12 protein-coding genes are annotated in these 13608 nt (G+C 68.4%); 6 read left to right on the forward strand and 6 right to left on the reverse strand.

Annotation, left to right across the window (positions count from 1 at the left end; translation table 11 throughout):
* On the reverse strand, positions 1 to 1833 hold a 1833-nt coding region (gene ilvD / locus ON43_RS36940), incomplete at its 3' end, for a dihydroxy-acid dehydratase (protein ID WP_040815250.1).
* Positions 1834 to 1961: 128 nt separating this feature from the next.
* Between ilvD and ON43_RS36945 the strand changes: the two genes are divergently transcribed.
* On the forward strand, positions 1962 to 2549 hold the full coding sequence (locus ON43_RS36945; protein WP_040815281.1) for a TetR/AcrR family transcriptional regulator: 588 nt from the start codon (positions 1962 to 1964) through the stop codon (positions 2547 to 2549).
* Positions 2550 to 2583: 34 nt separating this feature from the next.
* On the opposite strand, the gene ON43_RS36950 is transcribed toward ON43_RS36945, so the two are convergent.
* Entirely contained in the window at positions 2584 to 3462 is an 879-nt protein-coding gene (locus tag ON43_RS36950; RefSeq protein WP_040815252.1) for an alpha/beta fold hydrolase, read from the reverse strand.
* Positions 3463 to 3567: 105 nt separating this feature from the next.
* On the opposite strand from ON43_RS36950, the gene ON43_RS36955 reads away from it, so the two are divergent.
* Together ON43_RS36955 and ON43_RS36960 are read left to right on the forward strand one after the other, a co-directional pair.
* The gene (locus ON43_RS36955; protein ID WP_051179771.1) at positions 3568 to 6720 is read left to right on the forward strand and encodes an ATP-binding protein; all 3153 of its coding nucleotides are present in this window, start codon (positions 3568 to 3570) and stop codon (positions 6718 to 6720) included.
* A gap of 64 nt (positions 6721 to 6784) precedes the next feature.
* Complete coding sequence (locus ON43_RS36960) at positions 6785 to 7552, forward strand: SDR family NAD(P)-dependent oxidoreductase (RefSeq protein ID WP_218003476.1); 768 nt, start codon at positions 6785 to 6787, stop codon at positions 7550 to 7552.
* Between the two features lie 9 nt (positions 7553 to 7561).
* Here ON43_RS36960 and ON43_RS36965 read toward each other — a convergent pair whose 3' ends face one another.
* The 3 genes from ON43_RS36965 to ON43_RS36975 form a co-directional block, all read right to left on the reverse strand.
* Positions 7562 to 7948: a nitroreductase family deazaflavin-dependent oxidoreductase gene (locus ON43_RS36965; protein ID WP_040815255.1), complete on the reverse strand. Its 387-nt coding sequence runs from the start codon at positions 7946 to 7948 to the stop codon at positions 7562 to 7564.
* 62 nt (positions 7949 to 8010) lie between these two features.
* The gene (locus ON43_RS36970; RefSeq protein ID WP_157514335.1) at positions 8011 to 8361 is read right to left on the reverse strand and encodes a hypothetical protein; all 351 of its coding nucleotides are present in this window, start codon (positions 8359 to 8361) and stop codon (positions 8011 to 8013) included.
* A 119-nt stretch (positions 8362 to 8480) separates the two neighbouring features.
* A complete protein-coding gene (locus ON43_RS36975; protein ID WP_040815285.1) occupies positions 8481 to 9323 on the reverse strand; it encodes an NAD-dependent protein deacetylase in 843 nt (280 codons plus the stop codon).
* Between the two features lie 131 nt (positions 9324 to 9454).
* Between ON43_RS36975 and ON43_RS36980 the strand changes: the two genes are divergently transcribed.
* Positions 9455 to 10246 (forward strand): SDR family oxidoreductase, encoded by a 792-nt coding sequence (locus tag ON43_RS36980; RefSeq protein ID WP_040815287.1) that lies wholly within the window; start codon positions 9455 to 9457, stop codon positions 10244 to 10246.
* A gap of 24 nt (positions 10247 to 10270) precedes the next feature.
* Here ON43_RS36980 and ON43_RS36985 read toward each other — a convergent pair whose 3' ends face one another.
* Positions 10271 to 11269 carry a 1-aminocyclopropane-1-carboxylate deaminase/D-cysteine desulfhydrase gene (locus ON43_RS36985; RefSeq protein ID WP_040815265.1) on the reverse strand — a complete coding sequence of 333 codons (999 nt, stop codon included), beginning with the start codon at positions 11267 to 11269 and terminating at the stop codon, positions 10271 to 10273.
* A gap of 115 nt (positions 11270 to 11384) precedes the next feature.
* Between ON43_RS36985 and ON43_RS36990 the strand changes: the two genes are divergently transcribed.
* Together ON43_RS36990 and ON43_RS36995 are read left to right on the forward strand one after the other, a co-directional pair.
* Positions 11385 to 12248, forward strand: coding sequence for an SDR family oxidoreductase (locus ON43_RS36990; protein ID WP_040815289.1), 864 nt, complete (start codon positions 11385 to 11387; stop codon positions 12246 to 12248).
* A gap of 20 nt (positions 12249 to 12268) precedes the next feature.
* The gene (locus ON43_RS36995; protein ID WP_040815267.1) at positions 12269 to 13567 is read left to right on the forward strand and encodes a phytoene desaturase family protein; all 1299 of its coding nucleotides are present in this window, start codon (positions 12269 to 12271) and stop codon (positions 13565 to 13567) included.
* Positions 13568 to 13608 lie beyond the last annotated feature (41 nt).

Genomic DNA, 13608 nt, shown 5'->3' on the forward strand with positions numbered 1-13608 from the left:
ATCACGCACCGCACCGCGATCGGCGGACGTGGCGAGCAGCGCATAGGTTTTCAACGCCAGCGACACCTGGCGATCACGGTTGCGAGGCCGGTAGCCGCCGTTGGCCTCCAGTTCCCTTCTGCGAGCGGCCAGTTCATCGTCGGCGACGTGCAGGGTCAGGGTGCGCGACGGGATGTCGATGGTGATCGAATCGCCGTCCTCGACCAGGGCGATCGTGCCGCCCGCGGCCGCCTCGGGGGAGATGTGCCCGATCGAGCACCCCGACGAGCCACCCGAGAAGCGGCCGTCGGTGATCAGCGCGCACTCCCCGGCCAGGCCGAGACCCTTCAGATACGAAGTGGGGTACAGCATTTCCTGCATTCCCGGGCCGCCACGCGGGCCCTCGTAGCGGATCACGAGGACGTCGCCGGACTTGACCCGCTTGGAGAGGATGGCCTCGACCGCCTCCTCCTGGGACTCCACCACGACCGCCGGGCCGGTGAAGGTGTGCATATGCGCGGCCACGCCCGCGGACTTCACCACCGCGCCGTCGACGGACAGGTTGCCGCGCAGCACGGCCAGCCCGCCGTCCTTCGAATGCGCATGGGCCACATCGCGGATGCACCCCTCGGCGGCATCCACGTCCAGGTCATGCCAGCGTTCGGACTGGGAGAACGCCTTCGCCGAGCGCTTGCCGCCCGGTGCGGCGTGGAAGAGTTCCAGAGCCGTGGCGGAGGGCTCGGCGGCGCGGACATCCCATTCGGCCAGCCACCCGTCCAGCGAATCCGCCTGCACCGCATGCACATCGCGATGCAGCAGCCCGGCCCGGTTCAGCTCACCCAGCAGGGCGGGGATGCCGCCCGCGCGGTGCACGTCCTCGATCAGGTAGGTGCCGTTCGGCGCCACCTTGCACAGGCAAGGCACCTGCAGTGACATCTTCTCGATATCGGTCAGGTCGTAGTCCAGCCCGGCCTCCTGCGCGGCGGCCAGCAGGTGCAGCACCGTGTTGGTGGAGCCGCCCATGGCCAGGTCCAGGGCCATCGCATTGTCGAAGGCCTTGCGGGAGGCGATATTCCGGGGCAGGACCGACGCATCGTCCTCGTCGTAGTAGCGGCGGGCGATATCCATGACGGTGCGACCCGCCGCCTGATACAGCTCGGCGCGCGCGGTGTGGGTGGCCAGGGTCGTGCCATTGCCGGGCAGGGCCAGGCCCAGTGCCTCGGTCAGGCAGTTCATGGAGTTCGCGGTGAACATGCCCGCGCACGAGCCGCAGGTCGGGCAGGCGTTCTCCTCGATGAGCGCCATGTCCTCGTCGGAGACGTCGGGGGACACCGCCTCCGACATCGTCACGATGAGATCCAGGCGGCTGCGCACGGTGCCGTCGACCAGCACCGCCGTCCCGCCCTCCATCGGCCCGCCCGAGACGAAGACCGTCGGGATATTGAGCCGCATGGCGGCCATCAGCATGCCGGGAGTGATCTTGTCGCAGTTGGAGATGCACACCAGCGCGTCGGCGCAGTGCGCGTTGACCATGTACTCGATCGAATCCGCGATCAGGTCCCGTGACGGCAGCGAGTACAGCATTCCGCTGTGCCCCATGGCGATTCCATCGTCCACGGCAATCGTATTGAACTCGCGCGCGATGCCGCCCGCCTCGCGGACCGCCTCGGACACCATCCGGCCGACCGGTGCCAGATGGGTGTGACCCGGCACGAACTCCGTGAAGCTGTTGGCGATCGCCACCACCGGCTTGCGGCCGATATCCGCCGACGGGACCCCGCTGGCCCGCATGAGGGCGCGGGCCCCGGCCATGTTCCGTCCGTGCGTGACCGTGCGGGAGCGCAACTCGGGCATCTCGCCACCTCCTGCTTTCGTGCTTTCGACCGAATTCGCAACCGAATGGTTGCAACCGTGTGGTTGGAGTTTGCCACAGGCGCGAGCCGATCCGCAACCGTGCGGTTGGAGATGGTTGGATGGACCCCATGGCGTGGGATACCGAGAGGACCAGACGACTGCTGCTCGAGGCGGCGGTCCACGAGTTCGCCGAACGCGGACCCGACGGCGCCCGGGTGAACGCCATCGCGGCCCGCGCCGGCATCAACAAGGAACGCATCTACCAGTACTTCGGCGATAAGCGCGGCCTGTTCGAGGCCGTGCTCACCGATCAGCTCGAGCAGCTGGCCGCCGCCAGCCCGCTGACCGCGGACAAGGCCGGGGACCTGGCCGAATACGCCGGGCATGTCTTCGACTTCCATCGCAGTCATCCCCAGTTCCTGCGGTTGATGTACTGGGAAGGGCTGCAACCGCAGGAGGGCGAGCTACCCGCCGAATCCGCGCGGGCCTCGCATTACGCGGAGAAGGTCGCGGCCCTGGCCGAGGCCCAGCGCGCGGGCACCCTCACCGGTGATGTCGCGCCCGGCTATCTCCTCTACGCCGTCGCGGCGCTCGCGGCCTGGTGGTTCGCCGCGCCGCAGGTGGTCCGGATGATCCTCGGCGCGGACACCGACGATCCGGAAACCCTGCGGGCGGCCCTGGTCGCGATGGTGCGGCGGTTCGAGGTGCGCGGGTAGGCGGGCCTGATATCGGCCGGGACCACCGAAACCGCTAGCGCTTCAACAGTTCCCGCATCGCCCGGATGATCTCGCCCGGGGCCTCCTCGGCCATGAAATGCCCGCTGGCGATGAGCTCATGGTGCAGGTCGGGAGCCCATGCACGCCACAGGGCCTCGGCGTCGAAGCCGAGCTCGGCGCCCCAGTCCTGCGCCATCGCGGTCACCGGCATGCGCAGGATCGAGCCCGCCGCACGGTCGACGCGGTCGTGCTGGACGTCGATATTCGCTGAGGCCCGGTAGTCGGCGACGATCGAGGGAATGGCCTCGCGGCTGGCCTTCAGGTACACCTCGCGGATCTCGGCGGGGATGGCCTCCGGATTCCGGGTCCAGATATCGAGGAAGTGGCCGAAGAATTCGTCGGGGATCGCGCCGATCATCTGCTCGGGCAGACCGACCGGTTGGGCCATCAGGAAGAGATGGAAGCCGACGACCCCGGTGAGCCCGCCCATGACATCCCACATGTCGAGGGTCGGCAGCACATCCAGGGCGAGGAAGTGGCTGACGTTGTCCGGGTGGTCGAGGGCGGTGCGGAAGCCGACCAGCACGCCGCGGTCGTGCCCGGCCAGGGCGAAACGGTCGTGCCCGAAAGCCTTTGCCAGCGCGACGACATCGTTGCCCATGGTGCGCTTGGAGTACACCTCGCCATCGGCGTCGAACGGCTTGTCACTGTCGCCGTAGCCGCGCAGGTCCGGGCAGATGACGGTGTGATCGGCGGCCAGATCCGCCGCCACGTGCCGCCACATGAGATGGGTCTGTGGGAAGCCGTGCAGCAGCACGATGGGGCTGCCGGATCCGGCCACCGCCGCGTTGAGGGTGACACCGTCGGCGACGGTGACGCGCTGGTAGTCGAAACCGGGAATGCGCGGGGTCATGGTGGTCCCTTTCCTGGAGATCTTCGGTACGGAACGAGCCTGGACGAGAGTGGTCAGCAACCGCTCAGTGCTGAGTCAGCGGGGCAGCCGATAGAGTCGATCGACGTGGTGACCTTCGAGGTCCTGGGCTCCTTGCGGGCCGAGAACGAGCACGGACCGCTGGCCCTCAAAGGCCCGCGGCACCGAGCCCTGCTCGCCCGGCTACTGGTCGCCCTCGGCCGCGTGGTCCCGGTCCCGACACTCATCGACGACCTCTGGGAAACACCGCCGCGCGACCCGACCGGCACCCTCCAGACGTTCGTCTCGGACCTGCGCCGCATCCTCGAACCGGCCCGCGAACCCCGGCAACCGGCGAAACTCCTGGTCACCGCCGCACCCGGCTACGCCCTCCGCATCACCCCGGAACAGCTCGACGCCAACCGCTTTGAAACCCTGGTCTCGGACGCGGGCCACCGCCTGCCCACCGACCCGGTCGCGGCCCTGGCGAATCTCGGTGCCGCACTGTCGCTCTGGCAAGGCCCAGCCTACGCCGAATTCGCCGACGCCAGCTGGGCTCGCGCCGAGATCACCCGCCTCGACGAACTCCGTTCCCGCGCAACAGAGCAGCGCGCCCGCGCCCTGACCGACCTCTCCCGCCACACCGAAGCCGTGGCCGCCCTCGAACCTCACCTCGACGCCCACCCCCTGCACGAACCCGCCTGGCACACCCTGGCTTTGGCCCTCTACCGCGCCGGCCGCCAAGCCGACGCCCTGGCGGCGATTCGAACCATCCGCAGCCATCTCCGCGACGACCTCGGCGTAGACCCCGGCCCGGACCTCCGCCAACTCGAGTCCGACATCCTCGCTCAGGCCCCGCACCTGGCAGTGACCAGGCGTATCGATTCGACCATCGCGGAAGCCGGGCCGTCGGCCGCCCGCGACACCTTCATCGGCCGCGTCGACGAGTTGACGCTGTTGAAAGCCGCCGCGGCACGGGTGGCGGCGAGCGGACGATCCGAACCGGTGTTGATCTCCGGGATCGAGGGCGTGGGGAAAACCGCTCTAGTCCAGGCACTTTCGAGTGAGCTCGCACAGGGCGGATGGTCCGTTGCCTGGGGACCCAGTCCGGCGGATCCGAGCGCACCGCCCAACTGGCCGTGGGCCCGCATTACGTCCGCGCTGTCGGCCGCGCGCGGCGACCTGCCGGTGGCGGAACCTGTCGCCGAGAGCCAGGGGGCGGATCCGGCTGTGGGGCGGTTTCATTCGCAGCGGGCCGCGGTCGAATTCCTCGGGGAGGTGGCGCGGGGCGGACCGGTGTTGGTGGTGTTCGATGATCTGCATTGGGCGGAGGAGGAAACGCTCGAACTGCTGACGGCATTGGCGACGACGCCGGTGGCGGGGCCGGTGTTGTTGGTCGGCACCTATCGCGGCACCGATGTGGAGGCCGGGCTGGCCGGGGCGTTGGCCCGGTTGGCGCGCGCGGAACCGGTGCGGATTCAGCTGGGTGGGCTGGGAACCGACGATGCGGGGGAGTTGGTTCGCGATCTCGTGGGAACCGAGATCGGTTCGGACGCGGTGCGGCGAATTCATGCTCGGGGGCAAGGGAATCCGTTCTACACGCGGGAGCTGGCGCGGTTGTGGGCCGAGGAGGGGGAGGCCGGGCTCGAGGCGGTGCCGGTCGGGGTGCGGGATGTGGTGCGGCACCGGCTGGAGCGGCTGGCGGAGGCGGAGCGGGTGGTGTTGCAGCAGGCCGCGGTGATCGGGGGCGAGGTCGACTTCGAGCTGCTGGTGGAGCTGTCCGGGGATGCGGAGTTGGCGGACGCGGCGGTGGCGGCGGCCTTGCGGGCCGGGTTCCTGGACGAATCCGGCTCGACAGGTGTGGCTTTCGCACACGCACTGGTCCGCGACGTCGTCTATCGAGACATTCCAGCGCCTCGCCGATCCGCCTGGCATGCGCGAGTCGGCACCCTGCTGGAGGCCGCCGGAACCGCCGACTCCGCCTTGCTGGCATATCATTTCGTCCGCGCCGCGACTCGCGCGACCGCACCACGAGCCGGAAAATGCTCGCGTGCAGCCGCATTGGCCGCCGAAAAAGCCTTCGCGCCGCACGAGGCCGCCCGGCTGTGGGCGGACGCGGTGGCCGCCTACGACCGAGCCGGTGACACCCGATCGGGACTGGAAGCCACCATGGGCCTGGTCCGAGCCCTCGCCATCACCGGCCGCCTCCCGGAAGCCGGAACCCGCCGCGCCGAAGCCATCCGGACCGCCGAACGCCTCGGCGACCCCGAACTCACCGCGCGCGTGATCGTCGCTTTCGACGTGCCCTCGGTATGGACCGACCCCGACGATCCGGCCCTGGTCCGCGCCGTGGTCGCAGCCGCCGAGCAGGCCCTGCGCGACCTCCCCGCCGCCGACGTCGAACTGCGTTGCCGCCTACTGACCACGATCGCTTTGGAGCTGCGCGCCGCCGACCCGGCCCGTGCCCGCGCGGCCCTGGACGAGGCGGAAACCCTTGCCGCCCAGTTGGACAACTCGGCCCTGCGCGCCCTCACCCTCAACGCGCGGTTCATGCAAACCTTCCACCGTGCGGGCCTGGCTCCCGAGCGAGCCGCCATCGGCGCGGAGCTGATCAGCCTGTCCCAGGTCGATAATCTGGTCACCTTCGAAGTCCTGGGCCATCTGATCCGCATCCAAGCTCTCAGCGCCACAGCGGATTTCGCCACCGCCGACATACACGCGAAGGCGGTCGACGCCCTCGCCGACAAGTACGGCCTGCCCCTGGTCCCGTTCTTCACCGCTTGGTACGCCGCCCTGCGCACGTCGATATCCGCCTCGTACGACGAAGCGGCGGCCGCCTACCGCTCGGTGTCCGCGGCTCACCCCGGCTCGGCCATGCCCGGCCTCAACCATGGCCTGTTCCCGCTCGCCCTGCTCTGCCTGAGCCTCCGCCACGGCAAGCCCATTGCCGCGGAACCACTCACCGACTGGGGTCCGCACGAGCCATGGGTCGCACCCCTGCTCCTGCTGGCTCGCGGCGACCGGGAAGTGGCCCGCACCGCCCTGCTCGCTGCCCCGGCCCCGCCCGGCGACCTCTTACTCGAACTACGCCTCGCCCTGCTGGCCCACGCCGCTCTCGAACTCGCCGAACCCGACACCCTGCGCCGAGTGCGTGACCGTCTGACTCCCGCGATCGCCGAACTCGCCGGGGCCGGAACCGGTCTGGTCACCCTCGACTCCGTCGCCCGATACTTGGACCGACTCGACGCTGTCCTCGAGTGATTGCGGTCTCCTCAGTCCCGTCCTGTTTCGGCGCGCCATGAGATCCGATGCCTAGCATCGAATGATGGCGCGATCGTATGTGGTTACCGGAGGCGGGCGGGGGATCGGCAGGGCGGTGGTCGAGAGACTGCTGCGGGGTGGGCACGCGGTTGTCGTTGTCGAGCGCGATGCCGGGAACCTTTGCTGGGGTTCGGGCTTGGTGGAAGTTGTGGTGGGGGATGCCGCAGCGGAGGAGATCGCCGAGCGGGCGGCTGATTGTGCGGAGCGGGCCGGGAATTTGGCCGGGTGGGTGAACAATGCGGCGGTGTTCCGGGATGCGGCATTGGATGAGGCCGGACCCGAGCGGGTACTGGAACTCATCGACGCGAACCTGCGGCCGGTCGTGGTCGGGTGCGGTGTGGCCATGCGCCGGTTTCTGGCGTCGGGGTCGGCCGGTGCGATCGTGAATCTCAGTTCCCACCAGGCTCGCCGGGCCGTGCCGGGTGCGCTGCCCTACAGCACGGCGAAGGCGGCGATCGAGGGACTGACCCGGGCGTTGGCGGTGGAATACGGCGGTCGCGGGATTCGGGTGAACGCCGTCGCGCCTGGGTCCGTCGCGACCGAGCGTTACGGCGAATACCTGGCGTCGCTGGAAGTCTCGGCCGCGGCAGCGGTCGAACACCAGATGGCGGTGCTGCATCCCCTGGGCCGCGTCGCCACCGTCGACGAGGTCGCCGCCGCCGTCGAATTCCTGCTGTCCGCGAATGCCGGATTCATCAACGGCGCCACCATCCCCGTCGACGGTGGCCGCTCCGCCCTCGCCCTGGACCCGGAATCCACCGGTTCCGGATAACTCCGCCGGCTACTCGGTGTCGGCGGCGAAAAGCGGCAGGCGGCGGGCCATGATTCGAACGAGGCGGGGAAGGCTCGGGTCCGCCTCGCCGCGGGGGATGACGCGGGGGTTGGTGAGGCGGTAGGTGCGGAAGGCGTAGATGGTCTCGGCTTCGCCGGCGGCGAGGATGTTCTTGATCCAGTCGGTGCGGCCGTGACCCATGGCCACGTACAGGGTGCCGTTGGCGCGGAAAGCGTTGACCGGGGTGGAGAATGCGCGTCCGGACTTGCGGCCGCGGTGCTCGATGACGGCGAAACCCGGCAGGTAAGGACCGAGCTTGCGGACCACCGGATTCATGTACCTGGACTGGAAGCGATCGAACCAGGCCGGGAAGTGGTTTCGCTCGGCGGTAGTCATTCGGCACTCTCCATTCGTATAGCGTCGGGACAGGCTACCGCTCGAGCGACCATCGTGGCCGATCAGTTCTTGGACGCCGGCTCGGCGGGCGGAACGGCGGTTACGGCGGGCTTGGCGGTGCTCTCGGTGCGCTGGGCCTTGATCTCGGCCTGCCACTTCTCGAAATCGGCTCGCATCACCGAGATCTGGTGCTCGAGCGCCTCCCTGGTCTCCGACCACCACGTCTGCGCGGTCTCGCGCAGATCCGCCGCGGTCTTCTCGAATTCGCTCCCTTCGCGCTTGGCGGTGGCCGCCAGCTCTTCACGGCGCGCCTTGAACTCGGCGCTGCCCTTCTCCCGCGCGGCGGCGGACGACTCCTCGAAGCGCTTCACCTGGGCCGCGAGATCCATCAGCGATTCCGACAACGGCTTCATGTCCATCTCCAAACATCGTGTTCCACATGGCGATTCGGCCATCGGGCACTGTCAAGCCTGGCTGCTGCTGCGGCCCGGCCCAAGGGCAGAACGTCCCTCGAAACATGTGCCGCTCGGCATCAGTTGGGGGACAAGGCGTCCGCGAGGGTGGTGAGGACCGGGGCGCAGCCGGTGTCGAGAGTGAGGGCGGCGAGGTCGTCGGCGCGGGTGCGGCCGCGGTTCAGGATGATGACGGGGCGGCCGGATTTGGCGGTGTGGCGGGCGAAGCGCAGGCCGGACATGACAGTCAGGGAGGAGCCGACCACCAAGAGGGCGTCGGCCGAGTCCACCAGGTCGTAGGCGGTTGCCACGCGTGGCTTGGGGACGGATTCGCCGAAGTAGACGATGTCGGGTTTCAGCAGACCGCCGCACTCCAGGCAGTCGACCATGCGGAAGGAGGCAGTGTCGGTGACCACAGCGTCGGCGTCCGGAGCGACTTCCAGGCCGTCGAGAGGGAACGATTCGGCGAAGCCGGGATTGGCGGCCTCGAGCCGGTCGGCCAGTGACATCCGAGACGTGAGCGCCCCACAGGACAGGCAGGTGACCCGGGCATAGATGCCGTGCAGGTCGACGACCCGGCGGTGCCCCGCCTTGGTGTGGAGCAGATCGACGTTCTGAGTGATCAAGCCGGTGACGACGCCCGCGCGTTCGAGCCGGGACAGTGCACGATGCGCCGGATTCGGCCGCGCCGCATCCATCCGCCGCCAGCCGATGTGGTTGCGAGCCCAATACCGTTGCCGGAAAACCGGATCCCCGACGAACTGCTGATAGGTCATCGGATTCCGCGGCGGTGCGTCCGGGCTGCGGTAGTCGGGAATGCCGCTGTCGGTGGAGATGCCCGCCCCGGTGAGGACGGCCAGGCGGCGTCCGGCGACCAGTTCCAGCAGGCGGTCGAGCTGCTCGGCGGAACGGGTATCGGGCATGAAATCAGGGTACGACGCGACGATCATGTGGGCCCGCTCACACCGTGTCACACCCGGCGGGGTCGCTTCGTCAACTGGGCAGGACGCCACCGAACGAGGGCGTCGGGACATCGACGAAGGAGATGGTCATCATGGCGAAGATGGTTCTGGTCACCGGCGGCACGGGCACCCTGGGCAAGCTGGTCACCCCGCTGCTGCGCGAGGCCGGTGTGACTGTGCGGGTGTTGAGCCGAACCGCGCGCACCGATGCCGACGGGATCGAATACGTCGCCGGCGACCTGCAGACCGGTGCGGGCATCGCGGAGGCGGTGGCGGGCGTGGATACCGTGCTGCACTTGGCGGGAGAGATGAAGGGTGACGGCGAGAAGGCACAGATCCTGGTCGACGCCATCAAGGCCGCGGAGCTTTTCCCGCATCTGATCTACATCTCGGTGGTGGGCGCCGACCGGGTGCCGGTGCGCAGCTTCATCGATCGCCAGACCATGTCCTACATGGCCAGCAAGCGGGACGCCGAACTGATGGTGGAGAATTCGGGTCTGCCGTGGACCACGTTGCGGGCCACGCAGTTCCACGATCTGCTGTTCACCATGGTGCAGGCGATGGGCAAGATGCCGGTGGTCCCGGCATTCGACTTCCGGTTCCAGCCCATCGAAACCGCCGAGGTCGCAGCGCGTCTGGTGGAACTGACCCTGGGCGAGCCCGCGGGCTACGTCGAGGAGATCGGCGGGCCCAAGATCTACACCATGAAGGAGCTGGAGCGCAGCTACCTGGAGGCGCTCGGCAAGCACCGCCCGGTCTTCACCGTGAAGGCCCCGGGCAAGGCCTCGCGCATCTACGCGCAGGGCGCGAACCTGACCCCGGATCACGCTGTGGGCGAACGGACCTGGGAAGACTTCCTGGCCGCCAAGCTCGCCACCGCGTAACGGGACGCATGAAGATGGCCGGATTCAGCGCGGCCCGTTGGTATTGAGATACACCACCGGACCGTCGCCGAACCGGCCGTGCGCGTTCATGTCCAGCAGCGCCGCCATCGCCTTGGCGGTATAGACCGGCTCCAGCGTCATATGCTCTCGATCCGCCGAGAGTGCCTGCGCGGTAGCGGCTTCCGGCATCGGATAACCGTAACCCGGTCCCAGATATTCGGTCACGATCTCGAGATTGCTTGTGGGGGACAGGTTCTCGGGAAGACGCGCACCCCGCTTGCGCAACAGCCGCTCGCTACGGCCCGCCAGCTTCGCCAGGGTCGGTTCATCAAGTCGCAGAGTGTCATTCACCACGACACCCACCACGCGCGTCGAGAGCCCGGCCAACCGCAACCCGAGCGACAGTCCCGCCGCGGTCCCGCCCGACCCCACCGGAACCACGATATGGCTCGGCTCGGGCAACTCACCCGCCTCGACCTGCGCCGCCAATTCCAGTGCCGTCTCGACATATCCGAGCGCACCCAGCGCCGACGACCCGCCCGCGGGCAGAAAATACGGCGGCCGCACCCCGGCGAAATTCCGGGCCAGCAGCCACAGCACCGTCGGCACCGTCCGCGCCTTGGTGTGGGTGAAATGCAGCTCCGCCCCCGAGTCCCGCAGCCGCTTCAACTGCGCGCGCACATGGTCGTCCTCGGGCTGATCGATCAGTGCCAGAACGGTTTTCAGTCCCTGCTCGCCCCCGTACAGCGCGGTCGCCAGCCCCCAGTTGGTGCCGATCCCGCCCACGGTCACGATGGTGGAGCGCCCCCGCCGCAGCGCATCGGGCAGCAGCCATTCCAGCTTGCGTACCTTGTTGCCGCCCCAGCCGCCGTCGCCGAACTCGCTGTCGTCCTTGAGCCAGATATCGGCCCCGACCGTATCCAGCGCCGCCAGCCGCCGCACCGGCGTCGGGGAGGTGCCCAGACGGATGTGGGGCAGCGTCCGCTCGAGTTCGGGATAGCGCTGGTGCAGATGCGGAGTCATCACACCAACCCTATCGACTGGCCTGTTCCGCGACGAGTGTGGCGGGCAGCACACGACCCCGAAACTTCGACTGCTACTTTTCGAAAGGAACTTAGATTTCAACGAGGAGATGCTCATGCCTGGTGTAACCGATCGCGTCATCATCGTCACCGGAGCCGGTGGCGGTCTGGGCCGCGAGTACGCGCTGCTGCTGGCCCGCGAGGGCGCGCAGGTCGTGGTCAACGACCTGGGCGGCGCGCGCGACGGCTCCGGCTCCGGCCACAATATGGCCGACTCGGTGGTCGAGGAGATCCGCGCCGCGGGCGGCACCGCGGTCGCCAACTACGACAGCGTCGCCACCGTCGAGGGCGCGCAGGCGCTCATCAAGACCGCGCTCGACAACTTCGGCGCGGTGCACGGCGTGGTCAACAATGCCGGCATCCTGCGCGACACCAGCTTCGGCAAGATGACCCCCGAGGCCTTCGAGGCCGTTCAGCGCGTGCACCTGTTCGGCTCGTTCAATGTCACCCATGCCGCCTGGAGCCACTTCCGCGAGCAGGGTTTCGGCCGCATCGTCATGATCACCTCCACCTCCGGCCTCTACGGCAACTTCGGCCAGGCCAACTACGGCGCCGCCAAGCTCGGACTGGTCGGCATGATGAACACCCTCGCCATCGAGGGCCGCAAGTACGACATCAAGGTCAATGCCGTGGCCCCCATCGCCGCCACCCGCATGACCGCCGACATCGCCTCGGCCGAGTTCCTCGAGAAGCTGCCGCCCGCGCAGGTCGCCCCGATCGTGGCCTACCTGGTCAGCGAGGACAACGAGGATTCCGGCATGACCTTCGTGGTCGGCGGCGGTGCGGTGCACCGGGTCCAGCTGTTCGCGAACAAGCCCGTCTTGTTCAGTGCGGTCCCGACGCTGGATGAGGTGCGAGAGAATTGGAGTCGTATTACCGATATGTCCGACGCTCAGCCGGGGGTCAATCCAGCGGGCTGAGCCTGGCCTAGGAGCTCGCCATGAGCGAGAACGTCTGGGACGCACTGGTTGTCGGAGCCGGGGTGGGCGGGCTGTGCGCGGCCGCCCGGCTCTCCCACCACGGCTACCGCACCCTGGTGGTCGAACGTCTGGATAAGGTCGGTGGCCGCGCCTCCACCGAGGAGCTCGACGGATTCACCATCAATACCGGCGCCGTCGTCGTCGAGATCGGCGGCATCACCGAACAGACCTTCGAGGAGGTCGGCGCCAAATTCGAAGTGCGCCCGGCGGATCCGCCGATTCTCTACCGCATCAACGGCCGCGACGTGGACATCAATGCCGGCGGCTGGGGACTGCTCATCTCACAGCTGACCCGCCACGGGGCCCGAACGCTCGCGGCGGCCCACGAGGACGACGGGAACGATCGGGAACCGTCCACCGCCGAATGGGTGCGCCGATACACCAAAAACGATGCGGTGCAAGGGATCTTCCGCAATATGTGCGGATCCATCTTCGCGGTCGGCTCGGAGGAGCTGCCCGCGCGGGTGTTCCTCACCTACTTCACCCGCAAGGCCGCGTTCAAGAAGTTCGGCTTCTGCCCGGAGGGGACCATCGGGTTGTGGAAGGCCCTCGCCGACGTCGTGGAACGCAATGGGGGACAAGTCTGGTTGAACAGTGAGGTGCAGCGGCTGCACATCGACAACGACCGCGTCACCGGGGCGCGCATCCGGCGTGACGGCGAAACCGTCGATGTCACTTGCGCTTTCGCGGTCAGCGATATCGGCCCCTCGGCGACGCTGGATCTCGTTGGCCCCGAACACTTCCCGTCCGCATACGTCGGCAACGTCCTGCAGCGAGACCTGCCCTGCGCCATGATCTCGGTCAACTTCGCCAGCCGCGAACCCCTGATCAAAGCGCCCGGCCTGCTCAGCTTCGCCCGCACCCGGCGGCTGTGCTACGTCGCCAACTACACCGCGACCTGCCCGGAGATGGCACCGGAGGGTTGGCATCTCTACGTCGGGACCGGTGTACCCAAACCCTCGATCGGCGACTTCGACGCCGAGGCCGAAACCGCACTGGTACTGCAGGATCTGCGCGAGGAGATCCCGGGCTTCGAGCAGGCTCGCATCCTGTCCATCGCCGTCACCCGCGATGACTGGCCACCCCAGCGCGCGGTCGCGGGCTACGACCTGCCGCACGACACCCCGATCGCGAATCTGTGGAACGTGGGTGACGCGGTCAAGGAGTACGCCAACGGCGGCATCACGGCCTGCGTGGAGACGGCCAGGATCGTCGTAGAGGAGATAGTCGCCAGCGGGTTGGGGCACCGCGATCCATGACTACGGTCCCCGTCATCCCGGCATGCTTTGGCCGGGATCCA

The sequence above is a fragment of the Nocardia concava NBRC 100430 genome, assembly GCF_000308815.1.
In the GTDB taxonomy this organism is placed as follows: Bacteria; Actinomycetota; Actinomycetes; order Mycobacteriales; family Mycobacteriaceae; genus Nocardia; species Nocardia concava.

Excerpts from the sequence above, each read along its gene's own strand:
- ON43_RS36965 (WP_040815255.1), bottom strand. The coding sequence starts at position 7,948 with ATGACTACCGCCGAGCGAAACCACTTCCCGGCCTGGTTCGATCGCTTC.
- ON43_RS36945 (WP_040815281.1), top strand. The coding sequence starts at position 1,962 with ATGGCGTGGGATACCGAGAGGACCAGACGACTGCTGCTCGAGGCGGCG.
- ON43_RS36950 (WP_040815252.1), bottom strand. The coding sequence starts at position 3,462 with ATGACCCCGCGCATTCCCGGTTTCGACTACCAGCGCGTCACCGTCGCC.
- ON43_RS36975 (WP_040815285.1), bottom strand. The coding sequence starts at position 9,323 with ATGCCCGATACCCGTTCCGCCGAGCAGCTCGACCGCCTGCTGGAACTG.
- ON43_RS36985 (WP_040815265.1), bottom strand. The coding sequence starts at position 11,269 with ATGACTCCGCATCTGCACCAGCGCTATCCCGAACTCGAGCGGACGCTG.
- ON43_RS36960 (WP_218003476.1), top strand. The coding sequence starts at position 6,785 with ATGGCGCGATCGTATGTGGTTACCGGAGGCGGGCGGGGGATCGGCAGG.
- ON43_RS36970 (WP_157514335.1), bottom strand. The coding sequence starts at position 8,361 with ATGAAGCCGTTGTCGGAATCGCTGATGGATCTCGCGGCCCAGGTGAAG.
- ON43_RS36990 (WP_040815289.1), top strand. The coding sequence starts at position 11,385 with ATGCCTGGTGTAACCGATCGCGTCATCATCGTCACCGGAGCCGGTGGC.
- ON43_RS36980 (WP_040815287.1), top strand. The coding sequence starts at position 9,455 with ATGGCGAAGATGGTTCTGGTCACCGGCGGCACGGGCACCCTGGGCAAG.
- ON43_RS36995 (WP_040815267.1), top strand. The coding sequence starts at position 12,269 with ATGAGCGAGAACGTCTGGGACGCACTGGTTGTCGGAGCCGGGGTGGGC.